This is a genomic window from Paraburkholderia sp. 40, from assembly GCF_050434105.1.
GTDB classification, from domain to species: Bacteria; Pseudomonadota; Gammaproteobacteria; order Burkholderiales; family Burkholderiaceae; genus Paraburkholderia; species Paraburkholderia tuberum.
Map to the genome: position 1 here is coordinate 793,900 of NZ_JBNPVY010000003.1, position 22,674 is coordinate 816,573.

Annotated in this window: 16 protein-coding genes; 12 read left to right on the forward strand and 4 right to left on the reverse strand. The window is 65.8% G+C overall.

The window, feature by feature from the left end; genetic code table 11:
* Nucleotides 1–221: 221 nt before the first annotated feature.
* A complete protein-coding gene (locus OKW28_RS19110) occupies nucleotides 222–695 on the forward strand; it encodes an Lrp/AsnC family transcriptional regulator (protein ID WP_429448021.1) in 474 nt (157 codons plus the stop codon).
* Nucleotides 696–949: 254 nt separating this feature from the next.
* On the opposite strand, the gene OKW28_RS19115 is transcribed toward OKW28_RS19110, so the two are convergent.
* The 4 genes from OKW28_RS19115 to OKW28_RS19130 are packed head-to-tail and all read right to left on the reverse strand — an operon-like array spanning nucleotide 950 to nucleotide 5,899.
* Nucleotides 950–1,702: a dTMP kinase gene (locus OKW28_RS19115; protein ID WP_429448023.1), complete on the reverse strand. Its 753-nt coding sequence runs from the start codon at nucleotides 1,700–1,702 to the stop codon at nucleotides 950–952.
* A 9-nt stretch (nucleotides 1,703–1,711) separates the two neighbouring features.
* Nucleotides 1,712–3,208: a tryptophanase gene (locus tag OKW28_RS19120; RefSeq protein ID WP_429448796.1), complete on the reverse strand. Its 1,497-nt coding sequence runs from the start codon at nucleotides 3,206–3,208 to the stop codon at nucleotides 1,712–1,714.
* Nucleotides 3,208–4,740 carry a B12-binding domain-containing radical SAM protein gene (locus OKW28_RS19125; protein WP_429448024.1) on the reverse strand — a complete coding sequence of 511 codons (1,533 nt, stop codon included), beginning with the start codon at nucleotides 4,738–4,740 and terminating at the stop codon, nucleotides 3,208–3,210. Before OKW28_RS19125 ends, OKW28_RS19120 begins: the two co-directional genes overlap by 1 nt.
* 49 nt (nucleotides 4,741–4,789) lie before the next feature.
* Nucleotides 4,790–5,899: a hypothetical protein gene (locus tag OKW28_RS19130; RefSeq protein ID WP_184073184.1), complete on the reverse strand. Its 1,110-nt coding sequence runs from the start codon at nucleotides 5,897–5,899 to the stop codon at nucleotides 4,790–4,792.
* A gap of 524 nt (nucleotides 5,900–6,423) precedes the next feature.
* Here OKW28_RS19130 and OKW28_RS19135 point away from each other — a divergent pair.
* The 11 genes from OKW28_RS19135 to OKW28_RS19185 are packed head-to-tail and all read left to right on the forward strand — an operon-like array spanning nucleotide 6,424 to nucleotide 22,654.
* The gene (locus OKW28_RS19135; RefSeq protein ID WP_429448026.1) at nucleotides 6,424–7,194 is read left to right on the forward strand and encodes a Coq4 family protein; all 771 of its coding nucleotides are present in this window, start codon (nucleotides 6,424–6,426) and stop codon (nucleotides 7,192–7,194) included.
* A gap of 17 nt (nucleotides 7,195–7,211) precedes the next feature.
* The gene (locus OKW28_RS19140) at nucleotides 7,212–7,541 is read left to right on the forward strand and encodes an acyl carrier protein (protein ID WP_429448028.1); all 330 of its coding nucleotides are present in this window, start codon (nucleotides 7,212–7,214) and stop codon (nucleotides 7,539–7,541) included.
* Complete coding sequence (locus tag OKW28_RS19145; protein WP_429448030.1) at nucleotides 7,538–8,455, forward strand: hypothetical protein; 918 nt, start codon at nucleotides 7,538–7,540, stop codon at nucleotides 8,453–8,455. The genes OKW28_RS19140 and OKW28_RS19145 overlap by 4 nt, the downstream gene beginning before the upstream one ends.
* A 26-nt stretch (nucleotides 8,456–8,481) precedes the next feature.
* The gene (locus OKW28_RS19150; protein WP_429448032.1) at nucleotides 8,482–9,564 is read left to right on the forward strand and encodes an SDR family oxidoreductase; all 1,083 of its coding nucleotides are present in this window, start codon (nucleotides 8,482–8,484) and stop codon (nucleotides 9,562–9,564) included.
* 18 nt (nucleotides 9,565–9,582) lie between these two features.
* Nucleotides 9,583–11,244: a nucleotidyltransferase domain-containing protein gene (locus tag OKW28_RS19155; RefSeq protein WP_429448033.1), complete on the forward strand. Its 1,662-nt coding sequence runs from the start codon at nucleotides 9,583–9,585 to the stop codon at nucleotides 11,242–11,244.
* Nucleotides 11,245–11,259: 15 nt separating this feature from the next.
* A complete protein-coding gene (locus OKW28_RS19160; RefSeq protein ID WP_429448035.1) occupies nucleotides 11,260–14,004 on the forward strand; it encodes a phosphoenolpyruvate synthase in 2,745 nt (914 codons plus the stop codon).
* A 51-nt stretch (nucleotides 14,005–14,055) separates the two neighbouring features.
* Nucleotides 14,056–15,045, forward strand: coding sequence for a fatty acid desaturase (locus OKW28_RS19165; RefSeq protein WP_429448037.1), 990 nt, complete (start codon nucleotides 14,056–14,058; stop codon nucleotides 15,043–15,045).
* A 31-nt stretch (nucleotides 15,046–15,076) separates the two neighbouring features.
* On the forward strand, nucleotides 15,077–16,747 hold the full coding sequence (locus OKW28_RS19170) for a fatty acyl-AMP ligase (RefSeq protein ID WP_429448039.1): 1,671 nt from the start codon (nucleotides 15,077–15,079) through the stop codon (nucleotides 16,745–16,747).
* 2 nt (nucleotides 16,748–16,749) lie between these two features.
* Entirely contained in the window at nucleotides 16,750–17,853 is a 1,104-nt protein-coding gene (locus OKW28_RS19175; protein WP_429448798.1) for an efflux RND transporter periplasmic adaptor subunit, read from the forward strand.
* Nucleotides 17,850–21,092 carry an efflux RND transporter permease subunit gene (locus OKW28_RS19180; protein ID WP_429448040.1) on the forward strand — a complete coding sequence of 1,081 codons (3,243 nt, stop codon included), beginning with the start codon at nucleotides 17,850–17,852 and terminating at the stop codon, nucleotides 21,090–21,092. Before OKW28_RS19175 ends, OKW28_RS19180 begins: the two co-directional genes overlap by 4 nt.
* 2 nt (nucleotides 21,093–21,094) lie before the next feature.
* Nucleotides 21,095–22,654: an efflux transporter outer membrane subunit gene (locus OKW28_RS19185; RefSeq protein ID WP_429448042.1), complete on the forward strand. Its 1,560-nt coding sequence runs from the start codon at nucleotides 21,095–21,097 to the stop codon at nucleotides 22,652–22,654.
* Nucleotides 22,655–22,674 lie beyond the last annotated feature (20 nt).

A 22,674-nucleotide genomic window follows, 5' to 3' on the forward strand; every position in this document is an offset into this window, starting at 1 on the left:
ACCGAGTGGCGCTGGGTGTCGGTACAATGAAAGAAAATTTCTCCAATCGCCACGCAGGCTGCGTCCTCGGACCACTCTCTCAACGCATTTGCCGGCGGCATCGCAGCGACATCTGGATTCAGTGTAAGTTTTTATCGACGCAATTGGATTTCCTTGCGGACGCAGACAAACCCTGACTTGTGCATTAACATTTCATTTCACTGGCGAATGTGGAAATAAAAGTGCATGCAATCGACATCGATCGTATCGACGTGCGTTTACTGGAGATTCTTCAGTCCCAGGGACGCATCTCCAATCTCGAACTTGCGGAGGCGATCAAACTGTCGCCCGCGCAAACGCTGAGGCGGCATCGCCGGCTCGAGGAAATGGGTGTGATCAAACGCTACGAGACGCGGCTCGACGCGCAGCTGCTGGGCTTTGGCGTAGTGGCCTTCATCCAGGTGACGATGGAGCGAGGCCATGTCCGCGACCTGTCGAAGTTCAAGCGAATGATCTCGGAACTCACCCAGGTTCAGGAATGCTTCGTCGTAACGGGTGATATCGATTACATGCTCAAGGTCGTGGCGCACGACCTGAAAGCGCTGTCGGAGTTTCTGCTGGATACGCTGATGCGCATTCCGGGCGTGAGCGGAGTCAAGTCCAGCGTTTGCCTCGATGAAATCAAATGTACGGGCGCTGTCCCGTTGGCGGCCTAGCCCGTGAGCGCGAGCGTCGCCCGTCACATTCCGGTGCCCACTATTCCCCGCATGCGTGCGTGCGGATCAACGGTCACTTTGCTCCTGAAGGTCAAAGCTCCCAGGCGATGCAGAGCGAGGCACTAGTTCACCCTCCCGACCGACCGCAATATCGAGCGTCCTTGCGCAGTCAGACGCCCTCGCGCGTATCCAGACGCGCATTTTGTCGCATACCTCGATGCCCGATTCCGGCTTCCCGGGGGCAGGTCGAAGCCTCAGCATGCCGCCACGCTTCGTGTAGGACGTTCCGCCCCGATAGAGCCCAACCGCCCCGCAACACGGTCGATAGCCACGAGATGACTGAGTGCCTTACAGAACGTCTCGTCGAGACTCCGCTCCGCATCCAGCGCGACAACGCCGTTGACCTCGAACACCGCGCGATAGGCCGCCACCTGACGCGTCAGAAAGCTTATCGGCGGCGGCTGGTCGTTCTCGTCGTTCCTTGCCCGCACGCGACGGTGTGAAGTCGCGCCGGAAACGTTCAGACCAAAGGCGACGTCGGGACGCAGCAAATGACCAGCGATGCTGCGGAGCACAGGCGCAGTCTCAGCGGGCTCGCAACGCGTGCCGATTTCAGCCTGAGAGGTGAACACGTAGCGGTCGCAGAAAACGACGTCGCCACGTTCCAGTGCCGGTATGACCGTGTCGGTCAGATGCTGGACGAGGTCTCCCATGATGGACAGCAGAATGCCCAGCATGTCGACGCGCCGTCGGTTTACGTCGAGTCCGGAACCGGCGCTCGATGTATGCCAGTGGCTGTCCACCATATCCCGGAACACCGCATCTTTGCGGATCCGACGGGTCGGGGTAAACGTCGTCACGCAGTTGAGCCCCGCTCGCGTGCACGCGCTTTCGAGCCTTTCCATCAGTGACGACTTCCCCGCCCCATCCACACCGCACAACGTGACCAGAACCCCCGGATAAGCATGCGGTTTGAGCTCGAGCGTTTCGAAGACACCATTCGACATGAAATCACCTCAGACCAAAACTTCCCGAGACTCCGCGAGCATCTCGTCACAGGCCTCGATCGGCGCGAGGACCGCGGTGAAGTGCTTGAGCATCGACGGTGCCGAGACGATGCGCATTCCCCGGATCGCATCGCGTCGTTGGTAGACCCGGATCAACGCGGCGGCAGCCGCCGCGAGGTGGCTATCGGTGTAGACGCGGCGAGGAATAGCCAGCCTCAGCAGCTCCAGCCTCGGGGCGCTGACAGTGCCCGTCGACGGATCTTCTTTCAGGAACGCCAACGAGCCCAGACCGACGGCGCGCACGCCGCCCTCCAGATAAAGCTCGGCAGCCAGCGCCTCGGCCGGGAACTGCGAGCGCGGCAGGTGCGGCAGGAAGGCGGCCGCATCGACGTACACCGCGTGTCCACCGGTCGGTCTCAGTATCGGAACGCCGCCGGCAAGCAGTGTGTCCCCTAGCCGTTCGACCTGACCTACGCGGTGTTGCAGGTATCCGTCGTCGACCATCTCGCGCAGACCGATCGCGAGCGCCTCGAGATCGCGGCCCGCCATCCCTCCGTAGGTGACGAAACCTTCGTACAGCACGAGCAGCGGCACGACCTGCTCATAGAGCGCGCGCGACCGTGTCGCGAGCAAGCCGCCGATGTTGACCAGCGCATCCTTCTTGCAGCTGAACGTGCAGCCCTCGGCATAGGAAAACTGCTCCTTCAGAATTTCCGCCACGGACCGGTTCGCATAGCCGCTCTCGCGCTGCTGGATGAAGTAAGCATTCTCCGCGCAGCGCGCCGCATCGAAGTAGACCGGAATCGCAAACTCATCGGCCAACGCCCTCACCGCGCGCAGGTTCGCCATCGATACCGGCTGGCCGCCGCCCGCGTTGTTCGTCAGCGAGACCATGATCAGCGGAACATTGTCGCGCCCTTCGCTCTCGATCAAGTTGCGCAGCTTCTGCACATCCACGTCGCCCTTGAACGGGTGCTCGACAGCGGGTTGGTAGCCGATTTCGGCGACGCACGGTATCGCGCTCCCGCCGGCAATCGATACGTGTGCCTCGGTCGAATCGAACGGCGCGTTGAATGGCACCACCTGGCCTGGGCGCACGAGGGTCCGAAACAGGAAGTGCTCGGCCGGCCGGCCCTGATGGGTTGGCAATACGTATTCGAAGCCGAGCATGTCCCGCACGGCCTGCGTCAACTTCGTGAAACTGCGGGAACCGGCATATGATTCGTCGCCGGTCATGATGCCTGCCCATTGGTTCGCGCTCATCGCGGAGGTGCCGCTGTCCGTCATCAGATCGATGTAGACGTCGTCTGCTTCGAGGCGAAAGACGTTGTACCCGGCGGCGACAAGCCGCGCCTGCCGTTGCTCGCGGTCGATCAGCCTGATCGGCTCGACCATCTTGATCCTGTACGGCTCAGGCTGGCTGTTTTCTAAAAGCATGCACTCCTCCTGGGTTGAAAGTACACAGGCCACTGGATGACTGGCCGCTTCGGGCATCGCACACGGCATCAGGCACTTTGCCCGATCGGCACAACCTCGGTCGGTGCCCAATCCGCATCGCCGCCGGCCGCGGACGTGCGGTGACAACCGCGAGCGTCGTGGGCCGCTTCGAAGCGTTTCTCGATCCGGTTCAGGATCGACCAATACGCGCCCCGCTCGCCTTGCGCGATCGCTTCGACCAGCGCGTCGTTCGCGTTGTAGTTGAACAGACTCGCGTTGGTCCCGAAGAACCGGCGATCATTGCCGATCAGATCGGCAATGAATTGCTGCGGGTCCGGGCCCAATGCGGTCGGCAGATAGAACACCGGATGCAGCAGATCGTCGTTGCCTTCAATATGGCCGTGAAGATTCGGATTTCCGACGTGCAGGCCTTCGCGGCGAATCATCTGCTCTAGCTCGGTGCCGGGGAAAATCCTCAGCCCGACCGTCACCGAAACGCGCTCGGGATCGACGCGCTTGATGAACTCGATCGTCTCGCGCGCGGTTTCCTGCGTCTCGCCGGGGGCGCCGAACAGCAGCTCGATGATGTGCTCGAGGCCGTGGCGCTTCGCCGTATTGACCGCGTGCTCGATGTCGTGGGCGCTAAAGGTGCGGCGCAGTATCTTCAGCATCGTTTCGCTGGCGGTGTCGACGCCGAAGTTCATGCCCACGCAACCGGCTGCTTTCATCGCGGCCGCGAGTTCATCGGGAAACGGCCGCGGCATACCGTACGCATACCACTGGATTTTGCCGGCGAGCCCATGCCGGATGATGGCCGCGCACAGCGCAAGAGGATGCGCGACGCTCAGATTGAATTCCGAGTCGTTGATGTGAAAGACGTTGACCCCGCGTTCTTCGAGCGATGCCATCTCGGCGACGACATCATCGGGTTCGCGCATGCGCACCGTGCGGCCTTTGATCAGCGGCTCGACGCAATAGATGCAGGAGCGATTGCAGCCGCGCTTCGTTTCGATGCCGATCTGGCCGCCTTTGGCGAAGTAGTGGGGGTTGTCGACCAGCTCGCGTTTGTGAGGCCCTATGCTGGCCAGCGGTCCACATGCGTTCGGGGCGAGCGGCGTAGCGCGCACCCCGGCCGTATCGCGGTAGACCACGCCGGGTATGTGCGTGAAACTCCTGCCTTCTTCGAGGCAGGTCAGCAGCTCGGGAAAGCTGAATTCGCCTTCCCTGACGATGCCGAAGTCGGCGTCGAGGTAAGCAAGCAGCTTTTCCGGCATCACCGAGTAGCCCGCGCCGCCCATCACGACCGGAACCGCGCGCGCGCGCCGAAGCAACGCGACGATCTCCCTGATTCTGTCGAGAAAGCTGTAGCCGCTGGAAAAATAGACGTCGTCGGTATTTCGCAGCGTCACCCCCCAGTAATCCGGCGCGGCGGTGCGGCAGTGCGCGGCAATGGCCGCCTCGCAATCGTCGGAGAAGCACAGGTCGAGCAAATCGAGCTCGAACCCGGCTCGCTCCATCGGCGCCGACAGGTAGTCGAACGCAATCGGCGCAATCGCCGGTTTGATCTGGTTCGTGTTGACGAAGGTGACGCGCTTGGCCATGTTCGATCGGTCTCGGTGGAAAGGTTCGCGAGGGCTCGCAGGAATGCGCCTAGACGGCGACGTCGATGGACATCTTCTGGCCCGCGCGGGCCACCGTCATCTCACTCATGAATTCACCGAACCGATGCATCATCACCGCCGCGAGGTGCTTCGCCTTGTCCTCGCAGTCGGAGAATGCATAGAAGCCCGGACCCGCGCTGCTCATCCCCGCGTACACCGCGCCCTCGCGTTGCATCGTCTCGTCGAACTCGCGCATAACGTCGGTCCGGAAAATGCCTTCGAGCACCTTCATGTTGCTCATGCTGTTGAGTTCCCAGCCGTGCTTCAGAAACGCGAACAGGTCGTTGCGATGCAGTGCCGGCCGCAACTTCTGCTCGATGAAGTTGCGCCACGCGATGCCGTAGCGCTTCTGCCACTCGACAAAATGCGTCGGCACGAAGCCCGCCTCGGTGGTGCCGGACATGTCCGCGCCTTCGCCATGGGCGCGCAGCGCTTCGGTCGATAGCGTGTCGTAGTTGCCAACGGCGGTGGTCACCCACAGGTTTTCCGAACTCAGGTTGCCGAGAAAACGGCCGTTGCCGTGCTTCTCGTCGACCCAGACCAGACCGCCGAAGAACAGGCACGCTTCGCCGACGCCGGTCTCCAGTCCGAAATACACGTGCTCGTCATCCTTCGCGGTCTCGACGTAGTTGCGGGTGATCATTTCCCACATGTCGTGCGGCGAAAACGGTGAGCCGAACAACGCGTTCAAGCCGGCGAGCGTCGCGGTGTTAAACGAGACATTCGAGCCGAAGCCGCTGTGCTGGTGCTGGATGCTGCGCACCCGATCGACGCGGATGTCGTCACGTGCGTAGCCGACGGCTCGCTTGAACAACTCGAGCATGTGCCGCCCGCTCGGCACGTCGCAGCCACCCTCGCCATTGGTCGTCTTCGTGACGGTGATCCGGTGTCCGACCGTGCTCGTCGATACGCCGAGTCCGCCGCCACCGAAGCCGGGCGCCATTTGCATAAAGTCGAATACCGCGAAGTGAAGGCGCCCTGGCACCGAGACCTCGGCACGATCGTAGCTCGGTACCGCGTCGCGCTCCCAGTGCGGCAGCACAGTCAGATTCGCGCCCGGCAGGAACTGCCCCGCTTTCGCCTTCCATGCCTGATTCATTGCTCTACCTCCATCCTCGTGAGTTCTACGAATTTCAAAGCGCACCAGCCATTGTTCGCGCTCCTGACGCACTGTTCGTGCCAGGCGTTCTTTGCAGCACGACTTGAGTCCTCGTCAGAAGCAATGACGCAAGCGGGCAGCCAGATTTCAAAGGGCAGCGCGATACATCCGCACGTTTAGATGTTTGGACGTCGGCATGCGTACCGGGCCGGTATCGAATGTCCTGCAGTCGACCCGCAACCAACAGATGCGCTTCACGTGTTGGCCCGGCACCGACATCCAGCAGGCTGCGAGGGGCTCCCCCGAACGTGCGTTGGCAAATCGCAGATCCGCTTCAATCCACGCGATACCCGCGCCCGCCTTTTGAGATCTGGCCACTTCGGTCCGTTCTTGCAGAGGATGAGGACGACTTTTGTGCTGCCCACGGATAACTGGCATGAACCCTGCGAAAAGCGTCCACAGGTAGTGGCACCAGTCGATTTCCACTCGTGACTCGCCCTCTTGATCTTTGCCGGGAGCCGCAGATGACAGCAACCTTGAAGGACGATGCGCTGGCGCGACGCCACATCGATTGGCCGCGCGCCTTGCGGGCGATCAAGGCATTGAGGGCGAACGTAGACGATATTCAGCATGCCTACGAAGTGATGATCGCGCTCGACGGCGGCCAGATGGAGGCGATGTACCAGCGTTTTCTCGGCGAGCGCGGCGCCGGCGCGCTGCTTGCCGAGCAGCCGTCACTGCTCGGCACGCTCGCGGATTCCGACACGCTGCTGCGCTTGCCGCCGGGCTCGTTCGGCCGCGCTTACATGGCGATGATGGGGCACAGCGGCTACAGCGCCGATGGTCTGCTGCAGGCGAGCCGGCTGGCCGCGGGCCTCGAAGAAATCCTCCCCGGCCCGGACCGTCAGTGGTTCATCGAGCGCAGCGGCTGCATTCATGACCTGCTGCACGTGTTGACGGGCTATGGCCAGGACTGGGCCGGCGAGACCTCCCTGCTTGCATTCGACTGCGGGCTCGAACCGATGCGCGCGCGCATCGTCGGTCTGCTCGGCACCGCGCTGACTGCGCCGTGGTGGCCGAACTTCTGGGTCCATCGTTTTCTGCGCCGCGCGTGGCTGCGTGGCAAGCGCGCGCGCATTCCCCTTTCCTACCGCTGGGAAGAAGCGTTGCAGCGGCCACTCGAAGCCGTCCGCCTGGAGCTGGCGATCGAGCCTGTCGCGCTCGCGCATCCACAGGGCATCCTGGCCGGCGGCCAGACACTGCCGTGGCGCTACGCCGCGTCGAGCAACGCGTGAACGGAAAGGATCCCAGCATGGCCAGCACATCGAAAAAAGCGTCGACGCGCAACACCGTATTCGGAGTCGTACGCACGCAGTTACTGCGCGTCTGCCGCGAGCATCAGCGTGACTTCAACACTGAGATTCGCCTCGACAGTTCGCTGATCGCCGATCTTGGCCTCGACTCGCTGTCGCTCGTCGAAGCCGTGGTCGCAATCGAGCAGGCGTTTGGCATCGAGCGTCTGCCTCTAGAAGCGTTGAACGAAGAACGCGCCGAGGCGTATTTCACGGTCGGCTCGCTAGTGGACCTGTGCATCCGGCACGCCGCCGTCCGTGTAGACGCCAATGAGGAGTTGCGCACATGAGCCCGCGCCTTTCGCTGGTCACCCCGCGTGCGAGACGTGGCCGGCTTGCCGCCGCGGCAGCCGCTTTCGGCAACACGCTCGGCCGCATGCCGCTGGCGGCAGAGGCGGTGCCGATCGCCGGCGCGTTGGTCTGCTCGCTACTGCTATACGGACGGATAGCCGGCGTCGCCGTTGAACCGGGCTGGCATGTGCTGGCCGGTCTCGCGTCCTTTTTCCTGCTGTTCGTCCAGCTTCGCCTGATCGACGACCTCGACGACCTCGAACGCGACTATCCCGCCGGGCACGCGCTGTTGGGGCGACGCGAGGCGCGACGCACACGCCTCGTCGCCAGCCTCGCGGCAAGCGCGATGCTGCTCGTTGCGCTGAACACCGGCATGGGGCACGCGAGGACGACCGCCGCTGCCGCTACCGCACTGGCCTTCGCTGCGCCGTTCGTCTTCAAGCGGCTGCTCCCGACCCACCCGCTGCTGTGCCTACCCGTTTTCGAGGGCGCGCCCTTCGCCATCTTCATGTACGGCTTTTTCTTGTGGCGCGACGTTGCTGGGCGCGAACTGAGCTTCTACGTCGTGGTGTGCGTTGCGGGTTCGATGTGGACCGGCTACGAATTCTGGAAGTTCTCGCGCAAGGTCGGCACCGCCGCGCTGCGGCCCTATCACCTCTCCGCGCGCGCCATTCGGGTCGCGCTGAATGCCCTGCTGATTCTGGCGCTCGGCATCAACGTGTCGCTCTCGCGCCTGGCAAGCCTGTCGCAAACGTATTCGATCTATGCCGCAACGTTGCCGCTCGTATGGCTCGTGTGGCTCAACGCGAGCTGGCCGGGCCCCGCGAACAGACCGGGCCGGCCACGCTGGGCTGGCACCCGCTTCATCGTCGCCGTCGAGCTCGGACTGCTGGCCGGGCTTCTCCTCAAATGATACGCAACCCTGAATGGTCACCCACGATGGATAAGCACGTTCTCGTCACCGGTGCGCGAGGTCTGTTGGGCGCCGAAGTGATCGCCCGGCTGACGGCGATGGGGTACCCGGTCGTCGCATTCTTGCGCTCCGATGGACCGGTTGTCCGCAACGACGGCACACCGCTCGCGGCAACACCATACGGCGGCCACACGCCCGCTGCCGGAACCTTCGCATGTGTGCGGGGCGACGTCGCCGAGCCCCGGCTTGGGCTCGATCCACACACCTACGAGGCACTGCGCGCGGCAACGGGCGCGATCGTCCACTGTGCCGCGCTAACCAGCTTCGGGCGCAAGCCCGAGGTCTACGACGCGATCAACTTTCGCGGCACCGAGCGCATCGTCGAGTTCGCGCAAGGTAGCGGCGACGCGCCGATTCCGCTGCTCTACGTGAGCACCGCCTATGTCTGCGGCGAGCGCCCCGGCGTGTTCAGCGAGGACGATCTCGAACTCGGTCAGCGTCTGGGCAACCCGTATGAGCAGAGCAAGTACCGCGCGGAACAGTCGGTGCGAGCGGCGATGCGCAGCGGTCTGCCGGCGGCGGTGCTGCGCCCGTCGATCATCGTCGGCGACTCGGCGAGCGGCGTGATCCGCAAGTTCGACACGCTGTACACCGTCGTGCGCCTGACGGCCGCGGGACTCGTGCGCACGATGCCTGGCGACTACGGGGCGACGCTGAACATCGTGCCGATCGACTGGGTCGCGGACTGCGTCGTCGAAGCGCTGGCGAAGTTTCCGCTCGTGCGCGGACGCACGCTGCATCTGACCTCGGGCACGCCGACGACGCTGCGCGAAATCAATGACGTCTGCGCGGAGTTTCCCTCGTTTCACGTGCCTCGCTATGTGCCGCGGCATGTCTTCGACGCCGCCGCGATGAAACCGCTCGAGCGGCGTTACTACGACGAGGTCGTGAAACTGTACGAGTCGTACCTGACTCGCCAGGTGCGCTTTGCACGCGACGCGACCGCCGCGATCCTGCCGGCCCTGCCTCGGGCGACGGGCAAAACGCTGCTGCGCAGGATCTTTCGTTACGGGATCGCGGCGGGCTACTTCGTGCCGCGCTCGGCTTGACGCTCAGGGAGCCTAACCATGTTGATGACTGATCCGATGCTCGCCGAGCTCTGGCAAAAAGCGCGGGCCGCGCTCGGCGCCCAGTTCGAACAGCGGGCACCGAGCGCCGTGTTTCTCGAAGGCTCGATCGCCGAAGGCTTTGGCAACGAGCGCTCCGACGTCGACTTCGTCGCGATCGTCGATAGCGGGCTAGAGCCAGCCACGATGCCGTACATCCTGTTCATCGACGGCCGCCGCGTCGAGGTCAGGTTGCTGAGTCCAGCGCGGCTGCGCCGCGAACTCGCGCAGGTTCGCGCAGCGCTCGGCAAAGGCCGGCGCGCGGTCGCGCGCCTGTCGTGGAATCTGCTCGAACGGTGCCAGCGCTTTATCGGCGCGCTGCCGATCGACAACCCGGCGTTGATCGAGACGCTGCAAGCGGCGCTTGGCCGCGAGGCGCTCTGCGAGGCGGTGGCGCTGTGGTTCGAGGATTTCGCGCGTCAGACCGGCCGTTATGCGGTGGCGATGTTCGCGCTCGGCGAGCCCGACTACGCACGCGCCTGGATCAGGACCGCCGCGTTTCATGCGGCGAAGAGTCACGTGGCGCGCCTCGGCGAGTGCTACATGAGCCCGAAATGGCTGTCGCTGCAACTCGAACGCGCGGCCGTCGACGCCGGCCGCGTCGGCCGTCTGTGGAGCCTGCTGCACGCGCCGCGCGAGCATGGCGCCGAAAGCGGGTTCCTCGCGGCGGGGGTCGCGCTGATCCGCGAGTTCGGCGTCAACGGTGTGAGCCTCATGGCCGACAACGTGCTGATTGGCCCCGGCAAGGACACGACGACCTGGCAGATCGGCGAACGGGTCCACGTGCTGCGAGGTAGCGACGTTTTTGCGCTCGACGACGAAGCGGCCGAGGCCTGGCGAGCGATCACCTTCGACACGCCATGCACGGCCATCGCCAGCCGTGGCGACGCGCAAGCGGCGAGCCGGCAGCGCGCGCTGATCGCGGACTTCAGCCGGCTGGGTCTCGTCAGCCTGCGCTGGAAGGGCAGCGGAGAAATCCACGCACGTCAGCAGGCGACGTCGACGCCGGCGTCGCGCGCGCCGTTGATTTCGATCGACGGCGCGCGCCTCGCGGGCGGCCGCGCGAGCGGTGCCCAGTTGCTGCCGATGCCCGCCGGGCGCTTCGCCGAAGCGGGTCTCGAGATCATCTGGGCCAACATCGGTCTCGAGAACGCGCGCGAGGACGCCCAGGGCGCACTCCAGCGCGGCCAATGGAAGGTGCTCGAGTACGCGCTGCAACGGATGATGCAGACCGCCTGCATGGTCACGCTCGGGGCGCATGGCGTGACGCCGCAGTCGACGATGGAAGAAGCGACGCTCGACGCGATCCGGCTGCTGCCGCTCGATGCGGCGCTGATCGACGGCATCCGCGAACTCGAACAGTGTTCGATCGGATCGGCTCGCGATGCACAGCGTTACGTCGCGCTCGCCGATGAACTCGCGCAGCGTCTGCGCGACCTCGGCGGCGACCCGCAGTTTCCGGCGAGCTTCGATACGGCGTCGGGCTGGCGCGGAACGATCCACGCCGCCTACGACTGGATCAACCTCGGCGCGCATCTGCACGCGCGCTTCCCGCAGACCGCTCACGGCGGGCGCGGTACAGCCGAGGAAGCAAGAGACCTGCTCGCTTCGTCGAGCACCTGAGCAACGGGGACCTCAATGACATTCGACACCATTACACGCGCACGCGGCGAATTCGAATCGGCCCAAAGCTGCGCCGCCCCGACAGCATCGCCACGCCTGATCCTGAGCGCGGCGAGTCCGGCCGAAACCATCGAGCGGCTCGCCGGCAACAAGGGACGATCGCTCCATCGGCTTGCGAACCTCGGCGTGGCGGTGCCGCACTGGGCGATTCTCGGCACCGACTGCTTCGCGGAGTTCCGCCGCGACGGCGGCCTCGATCAGACCATCGCCGCGCTATTGCGCGACTTCACGCCTGCGAACGCCGCCGCGATCGCGAGCGCGATCCGCGAGGCCGTGCTGACGTGCGACATCAGCGCCGCGTTGCGCACCGACATCGAACGCGCGCACGACATCATTGGAGACGGACCGCTCGCGGTGCGCTCGTCCGGCATCGAAGAAGACAGCGCGAGCTTCTCGTTCGCAGGCCAGTTCGACACGTTCCTCGACGTCCGCGGGCTCGACTCGACGCTCGAACACGTACGCCGGTGCTGGGCTTCCGCGTATTCCGAGCGCTCGCTGCGCTACCGGCATCAGCACGGACTCGATATCGCCGGCGCCGGTATGGCCGTGATCCTGCAGCGCCTCGTTCAGGCGGACACGAGCGGCGTCGTGTTCACGGTCAACCCGGCCAACGGCAACCGCGACGAGCTCGTGCTGAGCGCCGTCTACGGGCTTGGCGAGGGACTCGTGTCGGGCGCGGTCGACGCCGACACGATCACCGTGGATCGCCACACCGGACAGCCCAAGCACGTGGTGATCGGTGAAAAACACGAGCGTCATGACGGCCGCCAAATCCGCGAGGTGCCGGCCGCGCTGCGTGACGCAGCGGCCCTCTCTAACGACGAGATCGGGCGCGTCGTGGCAACGGCCCGCACGCTCGAAAGTAAGCTCGGCGAGCCGCTCGACATCGAATGGTGTATCGCGGAGCACCAGCTGTGGATTCTGCAGGCGCGCCCCGTGACCACGCCGATCGCACCGGCCCCATCGCGGACCGGCGAATTTCAGCTGTGGGACAACTCCAACATCGTCGAGAACTATCCCGGCGTGACGACGCAACTGACCTTCACCTTCGCGCAGCACGTCTATGCGCAGGTGTTCCGCGAGTTCTGCCGGTTGCTCGCGATTCCGCACAAGCAGCGGCGCGAGATGGATGGCTTCCTCGGCTCGACGCTCGCGTTCCTGAACGGGCGCGTGTACTACAACCTGCTGCACTGGTACAAGCTTTCCGGGCTCGCGCCGTTCCAAAACCTCGGACGCAAGATGATGGAAGTCCAGATGGGCGTCGACGAGCCGCTCGATCTGGCGAGCTTCGCCGCGCTGATCGCGCCGTACAAGACCGGCTCGCGCGCCGGACTCGCCTGCATCCGGGCCTTGAGCGGCACGAAGTTCGCGTGGCACTTCGCGCGTCTCGAGCGCAACGTCGAGCGCTTCCGCGCGTTTTTCTATCCGGTCTACGACGAGTTCAACGCGCTCGACTATCGCTCGCTTCCCGCCGACGCCGTCTATGCGCACTACTGCCGCTTCGAGCAGGCGCTGCTAGCACGCTGGGGCATGATGATCGTGCTCGAGTCGGCGATCGGGCTCAGTTACGGCGTCGTCCGGCGGCTGATCAAGCGGTGGATGCCCGGTGCGCCCGACTGGCTCGAAGTGGCGGTGATCGGCGGCATGGACGACATCGAGTCGATCGAGCCGGTCCGCAGGCTGACCGCGATTGCGCAAGCCGTGCGGGCGAAGCCTCAGGTCGAAGCGCTGATCCGCAACACGCCGTCTGCCGTTGCGTATGCGGCGCTGCGCGGATGCGGCGCGCCCGGGATCGTCGCCGACATCGAGCGCTACCTCGCCGACTTCGCGTACCGCAGCAACAACGAACTGAAGCTCGAAGAGCCCGATCTGCGCGAAGACCCGGGCGTGCTGTTCGATATGTTGAAGGCCGCGCTCGCGCATGGTGCCGCGTCGATCGATCGCAGCGCCACCGAAGCGCACATCGACGCGTTGTTGCGTGAGCGGCTCAATCCGCTGCAGCGCTGGATTTTTGCACGCGCGCGCGGCCGCGTGCGCGCCGCGATCCGGGCGCGCGAGACCGTGCGCTTTTGCCGTTCGCGCGCGTTCGGGGTCGCGCGCCGGATGTTCTGCGCAATCGGCGAGGGTCTCGCCGCCGACGGCGTGCTGGCGACGGGCCGCGACATCTTCCATCTGCGCCTCGAGGAAATTCGCGGGTGCTTCGAAGGCACCGTCTCCCACCGCGAACTGCGCCCGCTCATCGAGCAGCGCAAGCGCGACGATGCCAGCTATCGCGACATGGCTGACCTGCCGCCACGCTTCGTCACGCATGGCCCGGTAGCGGCCTGGCTCAGCAACCCGGCGAACCTCGCCGCGTTGCGCGTGGCGCCTGCCCACGCAGCCGGCGCGACGCTGCGCGGCACGCCCTGCTCGCCGGGCTTCGCCGAAGGACGGGCGAAGGTGGTGCGCGAAGCGAACGAGTTCGACGGCGGCATCCTCGTCACCTATCGGACCGACCCCGGCTGGGTGCCCGTATTCGCGTCGGCGACCGGGCTGCTGATCGAGCGTGGCAGTCCGTTGACCCACGCCGCGATCGTCGCCCGCGAAATCGGCATCCCGACCGTCGTCCAGATTCCGGGCCTCACCACGCGCGTGCAGTCGGGCATGCAGCTCAAGGTCGATGGCCATAGCGGCGTGATCGAGCTGCCCGAGCCGACCTGACATGAATTGACCGCCCGTTGACCACTGAAACCGCCCCCGAAGGAAACCACCATGTACCGCCTGCTCAACGATCGTCGCGACCTGCCGCACCTGCGGCTCTACCTCCAGTGCGCGCTGATATTCATTCCCGCCGCAGCCGTGCTGTTTGGGCTCGGCCGCTTTCCCTGGTGGCTAGGCGTTGCATACGTGCTCGTCTGGAACGCGTTCGGCGACCGTTTCACGATGAGCTACCACTGCACGCTGCATCGGCGACTCTTCAGGAAGCAGTACCGGGCGCTCGAGATCCTGCTCGACTGGGTGCTGTGTCCGTTCTTCGGTCAGACGCCGGGCACGTTCTATGTCCATCACATGGGCATGCATCACATCGACGACAACCTGCCACGCGACCTGAGCTCCACGATGCGGTTTCAGCGCGATAGCGTCATCGGCTTTCTGCACTACTACCTGCGCTTCGCCGCGCTGGTGCCGCTCGATCTGTCCGTCTATCTGTGGCGCTCGCGCAATACGAAGCTGATCAGGCAACTGCTCGTGGGTGAGGTCGCGTTCTACGCGGCGGTTGCCGCCGCCGCGTACTGGAACCTGCGGGCGACGCTCGTCGTGTTCGTGTTCCCGTTCGTGTTCGTGCGGCTGATGATGATGATCGGCAACTGGGTCCAGCACGCGTTCATCGACCCCAATCAGCCTGACAACCCGTACACGAGCAGCACCAATACGATCGACTCGCGTTTCAATGCGCGCGTCTTCAACGCCGGTTATCACATCTACCACCACGTCCGCAAAGGCACGCACTTCAGCGAGCTCACGAAGGAATTCGCGGCGAACCTCGAGAAGTACGGTCGCGAGGACGCGGTCGTGTTCGATCGCATCGACATCGCGCAGATCTGGCTGCTGCTCGTCACGCGCCAGCACCGCAAGCTCGCCACGCATTTCGTGCGCTTGCCGGGCGCGCCGGTGCGCAGCGACGACGAGGTGATCGCGCTGCTGCGTCGCCGGCTGCAGCCGATCCGCGACTGGACGCCCGCTGCTTCGCTCGATCACTGAATCTCGATTACCTGACCGGGGACCCCTCACCATGGACCAGACGCTTGTCGATGCCGTTGCAGCACTGCCGCGCGGCGACGCTCGAGGCCTTCGCTTCGTCTCCACGCACGGCGACGAGCACTACTATCCTTACGAGGCGCTCGAACGCGAGGCGCGCAACCACGCGAAAAAGCTCGTGGCGCTGGGGCTGAACAAGGGCGACCGCGTCGCGCTCGTGATCCTCGACCCGGAAGCGTTCATCCTGAGCTTCCTCGGCGCCTCGTTCGCCGGTCTCGTCCCGGTACCGATATTTCCGCGCGGAAGCCTGAACTTCAGGACCCGCACACGTTACGCCGAAACCGTCAGTCACATCGTGCGCTCGGCAGGCGCACGGATGCTGCTCACGTCGAACTCGACAAGAGAGACCATCGAGGACGTGCTCGCCGTCGACACCGGCCTCGAACGTATCGTGACCATTGAAGCGCTGCTCGACGGCGAGCCGCCCGCGTGCGATTTGCCCACGCTGCATCCCGATGACCTGTGCTTCCTGCAATACACGTCGGGCAGCACGTCGCTGCCGAAAGGCGTGATGGTCACGCATCGCAATCTGGTCGCGAATGCGACAGCGTTCCTCGGACCCCGCGGCATCGATCTGCGCGAGCAGGACGTCTATGTCAGCTGGCTGCCGCTGCACCACGACATGGGGCTCATCAGCGTGCTCGGCGCGCTGATCTGCGACTTGCCGAGCGTGCTGCTGGCAACCGAAGCGTTCGTGCGCCGGCCCGGCCTCTGGATGGAGGCGATCACGAAATACCGCGGCACCATCAGCTTCGCGCCGAACTTCGCGTACGCGCTCGCCGCTCGCCGTACCCGCGACCAGGACCTCGAAGGCCTCGATCTGCGGCGGCTGCGCGTCGCCGGCTGCGGTGCCGAGCCGATCAACGCGCAAGCGTTGCGCCAGTTCTGCGCGCGCTTCGAGCCGGCCGGTTTTCGTGCGGAAGCGCTGCTGCCGTGCTACGGGATGGCCGAAGCAACACTCGCGATCACGTTTCACGACCACGGCCAGCCGCTCGTCACCGACGTCGTCTATGCGGCCGCGCTGGGGCTTGGTCGAGCGATACCGGCGGCGCGTGATAACGGCTTACGCACGATCGAACTGGTCGGCTGCGGCCATTGCTTTCCCGGCCACGAGTTGCGGATCGTCGACGAATCCGGGCGCGCGTTGCCCGAACGCTGCGTCGGCGAAATCGTCACGCGCGGGCCCAGCATCACCGTGGGCTATTACGGCCAGGCCGACGCGAGCGCCGACGCGTACCGCGACGGCTGGCTGCAGACCGACGATCTCGGCTACCTCGCCGGCGACCAGCTCTATATCTGCGGCCGCAGCAAGGACCTGATCGTCATTCACGGCTCGAACCTCTATCCGCAGGACATCGAATGGGCGGTGGCCGAGTTGCCGAGCGTGCAATGCCGCGGTGTCATCGCGTTCAGCGTGATGCGCGACGGCGACGAGACACTGGTCGTCTGTGCCGAGGGCAAGCCGGCGGAGGCCACGGCGCTGCGGCGTGCGATCGCGCATAAGGTCGCCGAATGCGCGGGCCTGCAGGTCGGTCACGTTGCGATCGTGCAGGCAGGCAGCTTGCCGCGGACCTCGAGCGGCAAGGTGCAGCGCCGCCGGACCAAGGCACAGTTCGAAGCCGGCGAGCTGGAGGAACACTCGTGAGCATGCGCTGGCGCGAGATCATGCTGACGCTGTCGGGCGCGCTCACGCTCGCCGCCTGTCACGCGAAAGAAGCCGAGGTGACGCTGCCGCGCCCGGTCATCGCCGTGGTCGTGCATCGGGACAGCAAGCCCGTGCTCGCGACGCTGCCGGGCGAAGTCAACGCACGCTATGCGACGCCGCTGTCGTTTCGCATCGCGGGCAAGCTGATCGAGCGGAAGTTGCGGCTCGGCGATACGGTCACGGCCGGCCAGGCGATCGCGCGGCTCGATGCCGACGACGCGCAACGCAGCCTCGCGAGCGCGCAGGCCCAATTGATGGCGGCGCAGCATCGGCTCACCTTCGCCGAGCAGCAACTCGATCGCGACCGGGTGCAGGCGCAGGAACAGCTGATCTCGACAGCGCAGCTCGAGCAGACCCAGGATGCGTATGTGGCGGCCGCCGCGCAGCGCGATCAGGCGCTACAACAGTTCGCGCTGCTGAAGAATCAGACGCAGTACACGGTCCTCACGGCGGACCATGCCGGCGTCATCACCGCCGAAGACGCCGATACCGGGCAGAACGTCGCGGCGGGACAAGCGGTCTACCATCTCGCCTGGTCCGGCGAGGTCGATATTCTCTGCGACGTGCCCGAGAGTCTGCTGAACGCGCTGGCGATCGGCAGCGCGGCCAGCGTCTCGCTGCCGGCCGCCACGGGCAGACGCTTCACGGCACACCTGCGGGAGCTGTCGCCGGCCGCGGACCCCGGCAGCCGCACCTATCGCGCGAAACTGACGCTCGATGGGCCAGGCCCCGAGGTCCGCCTCGGCATGACGGCCACCGTCACGTTCGCCGCGGCCGGCGAGGCGCAAGCGGACGACCCGATCACGCTGCCCGCGAGCGCGCTCTTTCACGACGGCAACGCGCCGGCCGTCTGGGTCGTTCGGCCGGGCGACCAGGCGCTGGAACTGCGCCGGGTCCAGGTTGGCCGCTACGACGACCGCACGATCTCGGTCGCGCGAGGCCTCAACGACGGCGAGCGCGTCGTGCTGCAAGGGGTGCATACCGTCAGCGCCGGCGAAACCGTGCGCGCGGTAGCGCCGTTGCATCCCGAGGACTTTGCGTCATGAGAGCGCCGTTCGGCCAGGGGCCCGACGGAGCGGGTGGACCCGGCGGAACGGGCGGACCGCGGCGGCCGGCAGCGGACGATACCGGCCGCTTCAATCTGTCCGCGTGGGCGATCCGTAACCAGGCGCTCGTCATCTTCGCCGTCGTGCTCGCGACGCTGTTCGGTGTGCTCGCCTATTCCCGGCTCGGACAATCCGAGGACCCGCCGTTCACGTTCCGCGCGATGGTGATCCGGACCTTCTGGCCCGGCGCGACCGCACGCCAGGTCGAGGAGCAGGTCACCGACCGGATCGGCCGCAAGCTCCAGGAAACGCCTCATCTCGACTATTTGCGCAGCTACTCGCGTCCCGGCGAATCGCTGATCGTCTTCACGATGAAAGACTCCGCGCCGGTGAACGAAGTGCGCGAGACGTGGTACCAGGTACGCAAGAAAATGGCCGACATCGCGGATACGCTTCCGCCCGGCGTGCGGGGGCCGTACTTCGACGACGAGTTCGGCGACGTCTACACGAACATCTATACGCTCGCCGGCGACGGGTTCTCGCCGGCGCAATTGCACGACTATGCCGACGAACTGCGCGGCGTGCTGCTGCGCGTGCCCGGGGTCGCGAAAGTCGATTATTTCGGCGACCCCGACGAGCACGTCACGATCGAGATTCCCAACGCGCAATTGACGCGGCTCAGTATCACGCCGCAACAGCTCGCGCGGGCGATCAACGCGCAAAACGCGGTCACGCCGAGCGGCACGCTGACTACCGCGTTCGACCGCGTGTACGTGCGTCCGAGCGGCCAGTTCACCGACCTGAAGGCGATGGCCGACACGCTGATCGACATCAATCACCGCCTGGTTCGTCTCGGTGACATTGCCACGATCAGGCGCGGCTACGACGATCCGCCGGTCTCGCAGGTTCGCACCGACGGCCGCGCGGTGCTCGCCATCGGCATCACGATGCAGGCTGGCGGCGATGTGATCCAGCTCGGCAAGCGGCTCGATGCGCAGACAGCGGAATTGCGTGCACGTCTGCCCGCGGGGCTCGAACTCGTCGAGGTGTCGAGCATGCCGCACGCGGTCTCGCATTCGGTCAACGGCTTTCTGCGGGCCGCCGCCGAAGCGATCGTGATCGTGCTGGCCGTGAGCCTCATCTCACTGGGCTGTCGCGCCGGCGTGGTGGTGGCGATCTCGATCCCGGTCGTGCTCGCGGTCACCGCGCTATGCATGAACGCCTTCGACATCGGCCTGCACAAGATCTCGCTCGGCACGCTGGTCCTCGCGCTGGGCCTGCTCGTCGACGATGCGATCATCGCGGTCGAGATGATGGCCGTGAAGCTCGAGCAGGGCTGGGGCCGCGCGAGGGCCGCGGCGTTCGCCTACAGCAGTACCGCATTTCCGATGCTGACGGGAACCCTCGTCACGGTGGCGGGATTCCTGCCGATCGCGCTGGCAAAATCGGCCACCGGCGAATACACGCGCTCGATCTTTCAGGTGTCCGCGATTGCGCTGATCGCTTCGTGGTTCGCGGCGGTCATGCTGATTCCGTTGCTCGGCTATCACCTGCTACCCGAACGCAAGGACATCGCACGCGAGACGCCTCGCCGCGCGCTTCGCAAGCTCCGCCGGCGCGACGACGCGCAGACGCGCCGGACCCCGGTGGCGGCGCCGCGCGCCACCCGCTTTCATGACCGCCTGCGCGACTGCATCGCGTGGTGCGTGAAGCGGCGCCTCGTCGTGCTCGGCGTCACGGCCGCCTTGTTCGTTGCCGCGTTGGCCGGCTTCGCGCTCGTGCCGCAACAGTTCTTCCCGAGCTCCGAGCGGCCCGAACTGCTCGTCGACATGCGGCTGCCCGAAGGCGCGTCGTTCGAAGCGACGCTGCGCGAAGCCGCGCGCCTCGAAAAGACGCTGGCCGGCCGGCCCGAGATCGATCATCTGGTCGACTTCGTCGGCGCGGGCGCCCCCCGCTTCTACCTGCCGCTCGACGTGCAGTTGCCGCAGCCCAACTTCGCGCAGCTCGTGATCACCGCGAAGTCCGTCGACGACCGCACGAAGCTCGAACGCTGGCTCGCGAGCACGCTGCAAAACAGCTTTCCCGCCGTGCGCGCGCGCGTCTCGCCGCTCCAGACGGGCCCCTCGGTCGGCTATCCGGTGCAGTTTCGCGTCAGCGGAAACGACCTCGCCACCGTGCGGGAGATCGCGGAAAAGGTCGCGGCGACGATGAAAGCCGATGCTCGCACAACGGGCGTCCATTTCGACTGGGACGAACCCGGCGAACGCTCGGTGCGCTTCGAGATCGACCAGCAGAAGGCGCGCGAGCTTGGCGTCACCTCGGAAGACGTGGCGAGCTTCCTCGCAATGACGCTGTCGGGCTATACGTTCACGCAGTACCGGGTCCGCGACCGCTTGATCAGTGTCGACCTGCGCGCGCCGCAGCGTGAGCGGGTCGACCCCGACGAGATCGTGAACCTCGCGATGCCGACGCCGAACGGCCCGGTGCCGCTCGGTGCGCTCGCCCACCTGAACAACGAACTCGAATACGCGGTGATCTGGGACCGCGACCGTCAACCGACGATCACGGTCCAGGCCGACGTGCGCGGCAACGCGTTGGATATCGACGTGACCCAGGCGATCGATCGGACGCTCGCGCCGCTACGCGCGTCGCTGCCGATCGGCTACCGGATCGAGACCGGCGGCGCCGGCGAGATCAGCGGCAAGGCGCAGGCGTCGGTGATCGCGCAGCTTCCGCTGATGCTCGTCGTGGTGCTGACGCTGCTGATGATTCAACTGCGCAGCTTCGCGCGCGTGCTGATGGTCTTGCTCACCGCGCCGCTCGGGCTCATCGGCGTGGTCGCCGCACTGCTGCTGTTCGGCAAGCCGTTCGGCTTCGTGGCGATGCTCGGCGTGATTGCGATGTCCGGCATCATCATGCGCAACTCGGTGATTCTGGTCGATCAGATCGAACGCAATATCGCCGCGGGTCAGGGGCGCTTCGATGCGATCGTCGGTGCCACGGTCCGGCGCTTCCGCCCGATCATGCTGACCGCAGCGGCAGCCGTGCTCGCGCTGATTCCGCTGCTGCATTCGGCCTTCTTCGGACCGATGGCGACCGCACTGATGGGCGGCATCACGGGCGCCACCGTGCTGACGCTGTTCTTCGTTCCCGCGCTGTACGCGACCGCGTTCAAGGTGCGGCACTTCGAACGCGGTGTGCGAACCGCGACCCCGACAATCGAATATACGTGGAGCTGATCGTGGGCACAGACTGCAACCCCGTCGACGGGCCGGCGCTCGCGAGCGCGCCGCATTTCGCCGGCGCGCCGGGTCGAGCGCGGGCAGGGGCGATCCACGGTTGGCGCGCGGCGTTCGGCGCGGCCGCGACGATCGCGCTTGGCGCATGCTCGTTCGGTCCGGGCGGCGAGCCGCCCGCGATGCCCTCTCCCGCCCATTACGGCGTCGAGCCTCAGCCCGCGCAAACGGTCGCCGCGCTCGGTGTCGCGCAGCACTTCGCCACCGGCGCGCAGCCTGTGCCGCAATGGTGGCGGCTGTTCGAATCGACAGCGTTGAATGACCTCGTCGAAGAAGGTTTGCGCAACAGCCCGACCCTCGCTGCCGCCGACAAGCACCTTGCCGCCGCGCACGAACAACTGCGGGCGCAGATCGGCGCCTCGCTGCTGCCGTCGGTCGATCTGGTCGGGCAGGCCTCGCGCGGACGCGATCTCGGCATCCCGGTCCCCGGCGGCCCGAATACGCTGCTTTACAACGAGTTCATCGGCGTAGTCCAGGCGCAATATACGTTCGACCTGTTCGGCGCGGTGCGTAAAGCCAACGCGGCCCGATCAGCGCGTGTCGAGATCGACGCGTATCAACGCGAAGCCGCGCGCCGCGCACTGGCCACCAACATCGTCACGGCGACGATCGAGGCGGCGATGTTGCGCGCCGAGATCGACGCGACCGGGCGATTGATCGCGCTTGCGGGCGATCAGGCTCACGATACCGAACGGCATTACGAACTCGGATCGCTGACACGCGGCGACGTGTCGACTGCCCGGCAAAGCATCGCCGCGCTCGAGGTCAGCGTGGCCGATCTGCGGCAACGGCTGACGGTGACGAGACATGCGCTTGCGGTGCTGCTCGGCCGCACGCCTGATGCGGCGCCGCCCGAGCCCGAGCTGGCGAGCCTGCACTTGCCGCAGGACCTGCCCGTCGTGCTGCCATCGGACCTGTTGCGCGCGCGGCCCGATATCGCGGCCGCCGAGTCGGCGCTGAAAGCCGCGGCAGACGACGTCGGCGTCGCGACGGCGCAGCTGTTTCCGAGCCTGACGCTGAACGCCTCGATGGGACAAGGGGGGTTCAACTGGCCGCTCGCGCTGTCGGGCGCAGGCGCGATCTGGAGCATCGCCGCGACGATGTCGCAAGCGCTTTTTCATGGCGGCGCGCTCGTCGCACAGCGGCGCGCGGCAATCGACACCTACGAGGCCGCCGTGTTCGAGTACAAGCAGACCGTGCTGGCGGCGTTCGAAAACGTCGCGGACACGCTTGCGTCGCTCGAACACGACGCGCAGGCGCTCGACGCCGCGAGCGGCGCTGCCCGTGAGGCACGCGAGGCGTTCGACGATGTCACGTCACGTCACCGGCTCGGCGCGCTGCCCGCTGCATCCGCCCGCGGCGGCGAGCAGCAGTACGAAACAGCGAGGCTCGAAGAAATCCGCCTGATCGGCCGGCGCCTGGCCGATACGGCGACGCTGTTTCAGTCGATGGGCGAGCTTCCGGTGGGAAACAGCCAGACACCTGACCATCTGGCCGGCAAGTGATCGGCCCGCCGCTGCCGACG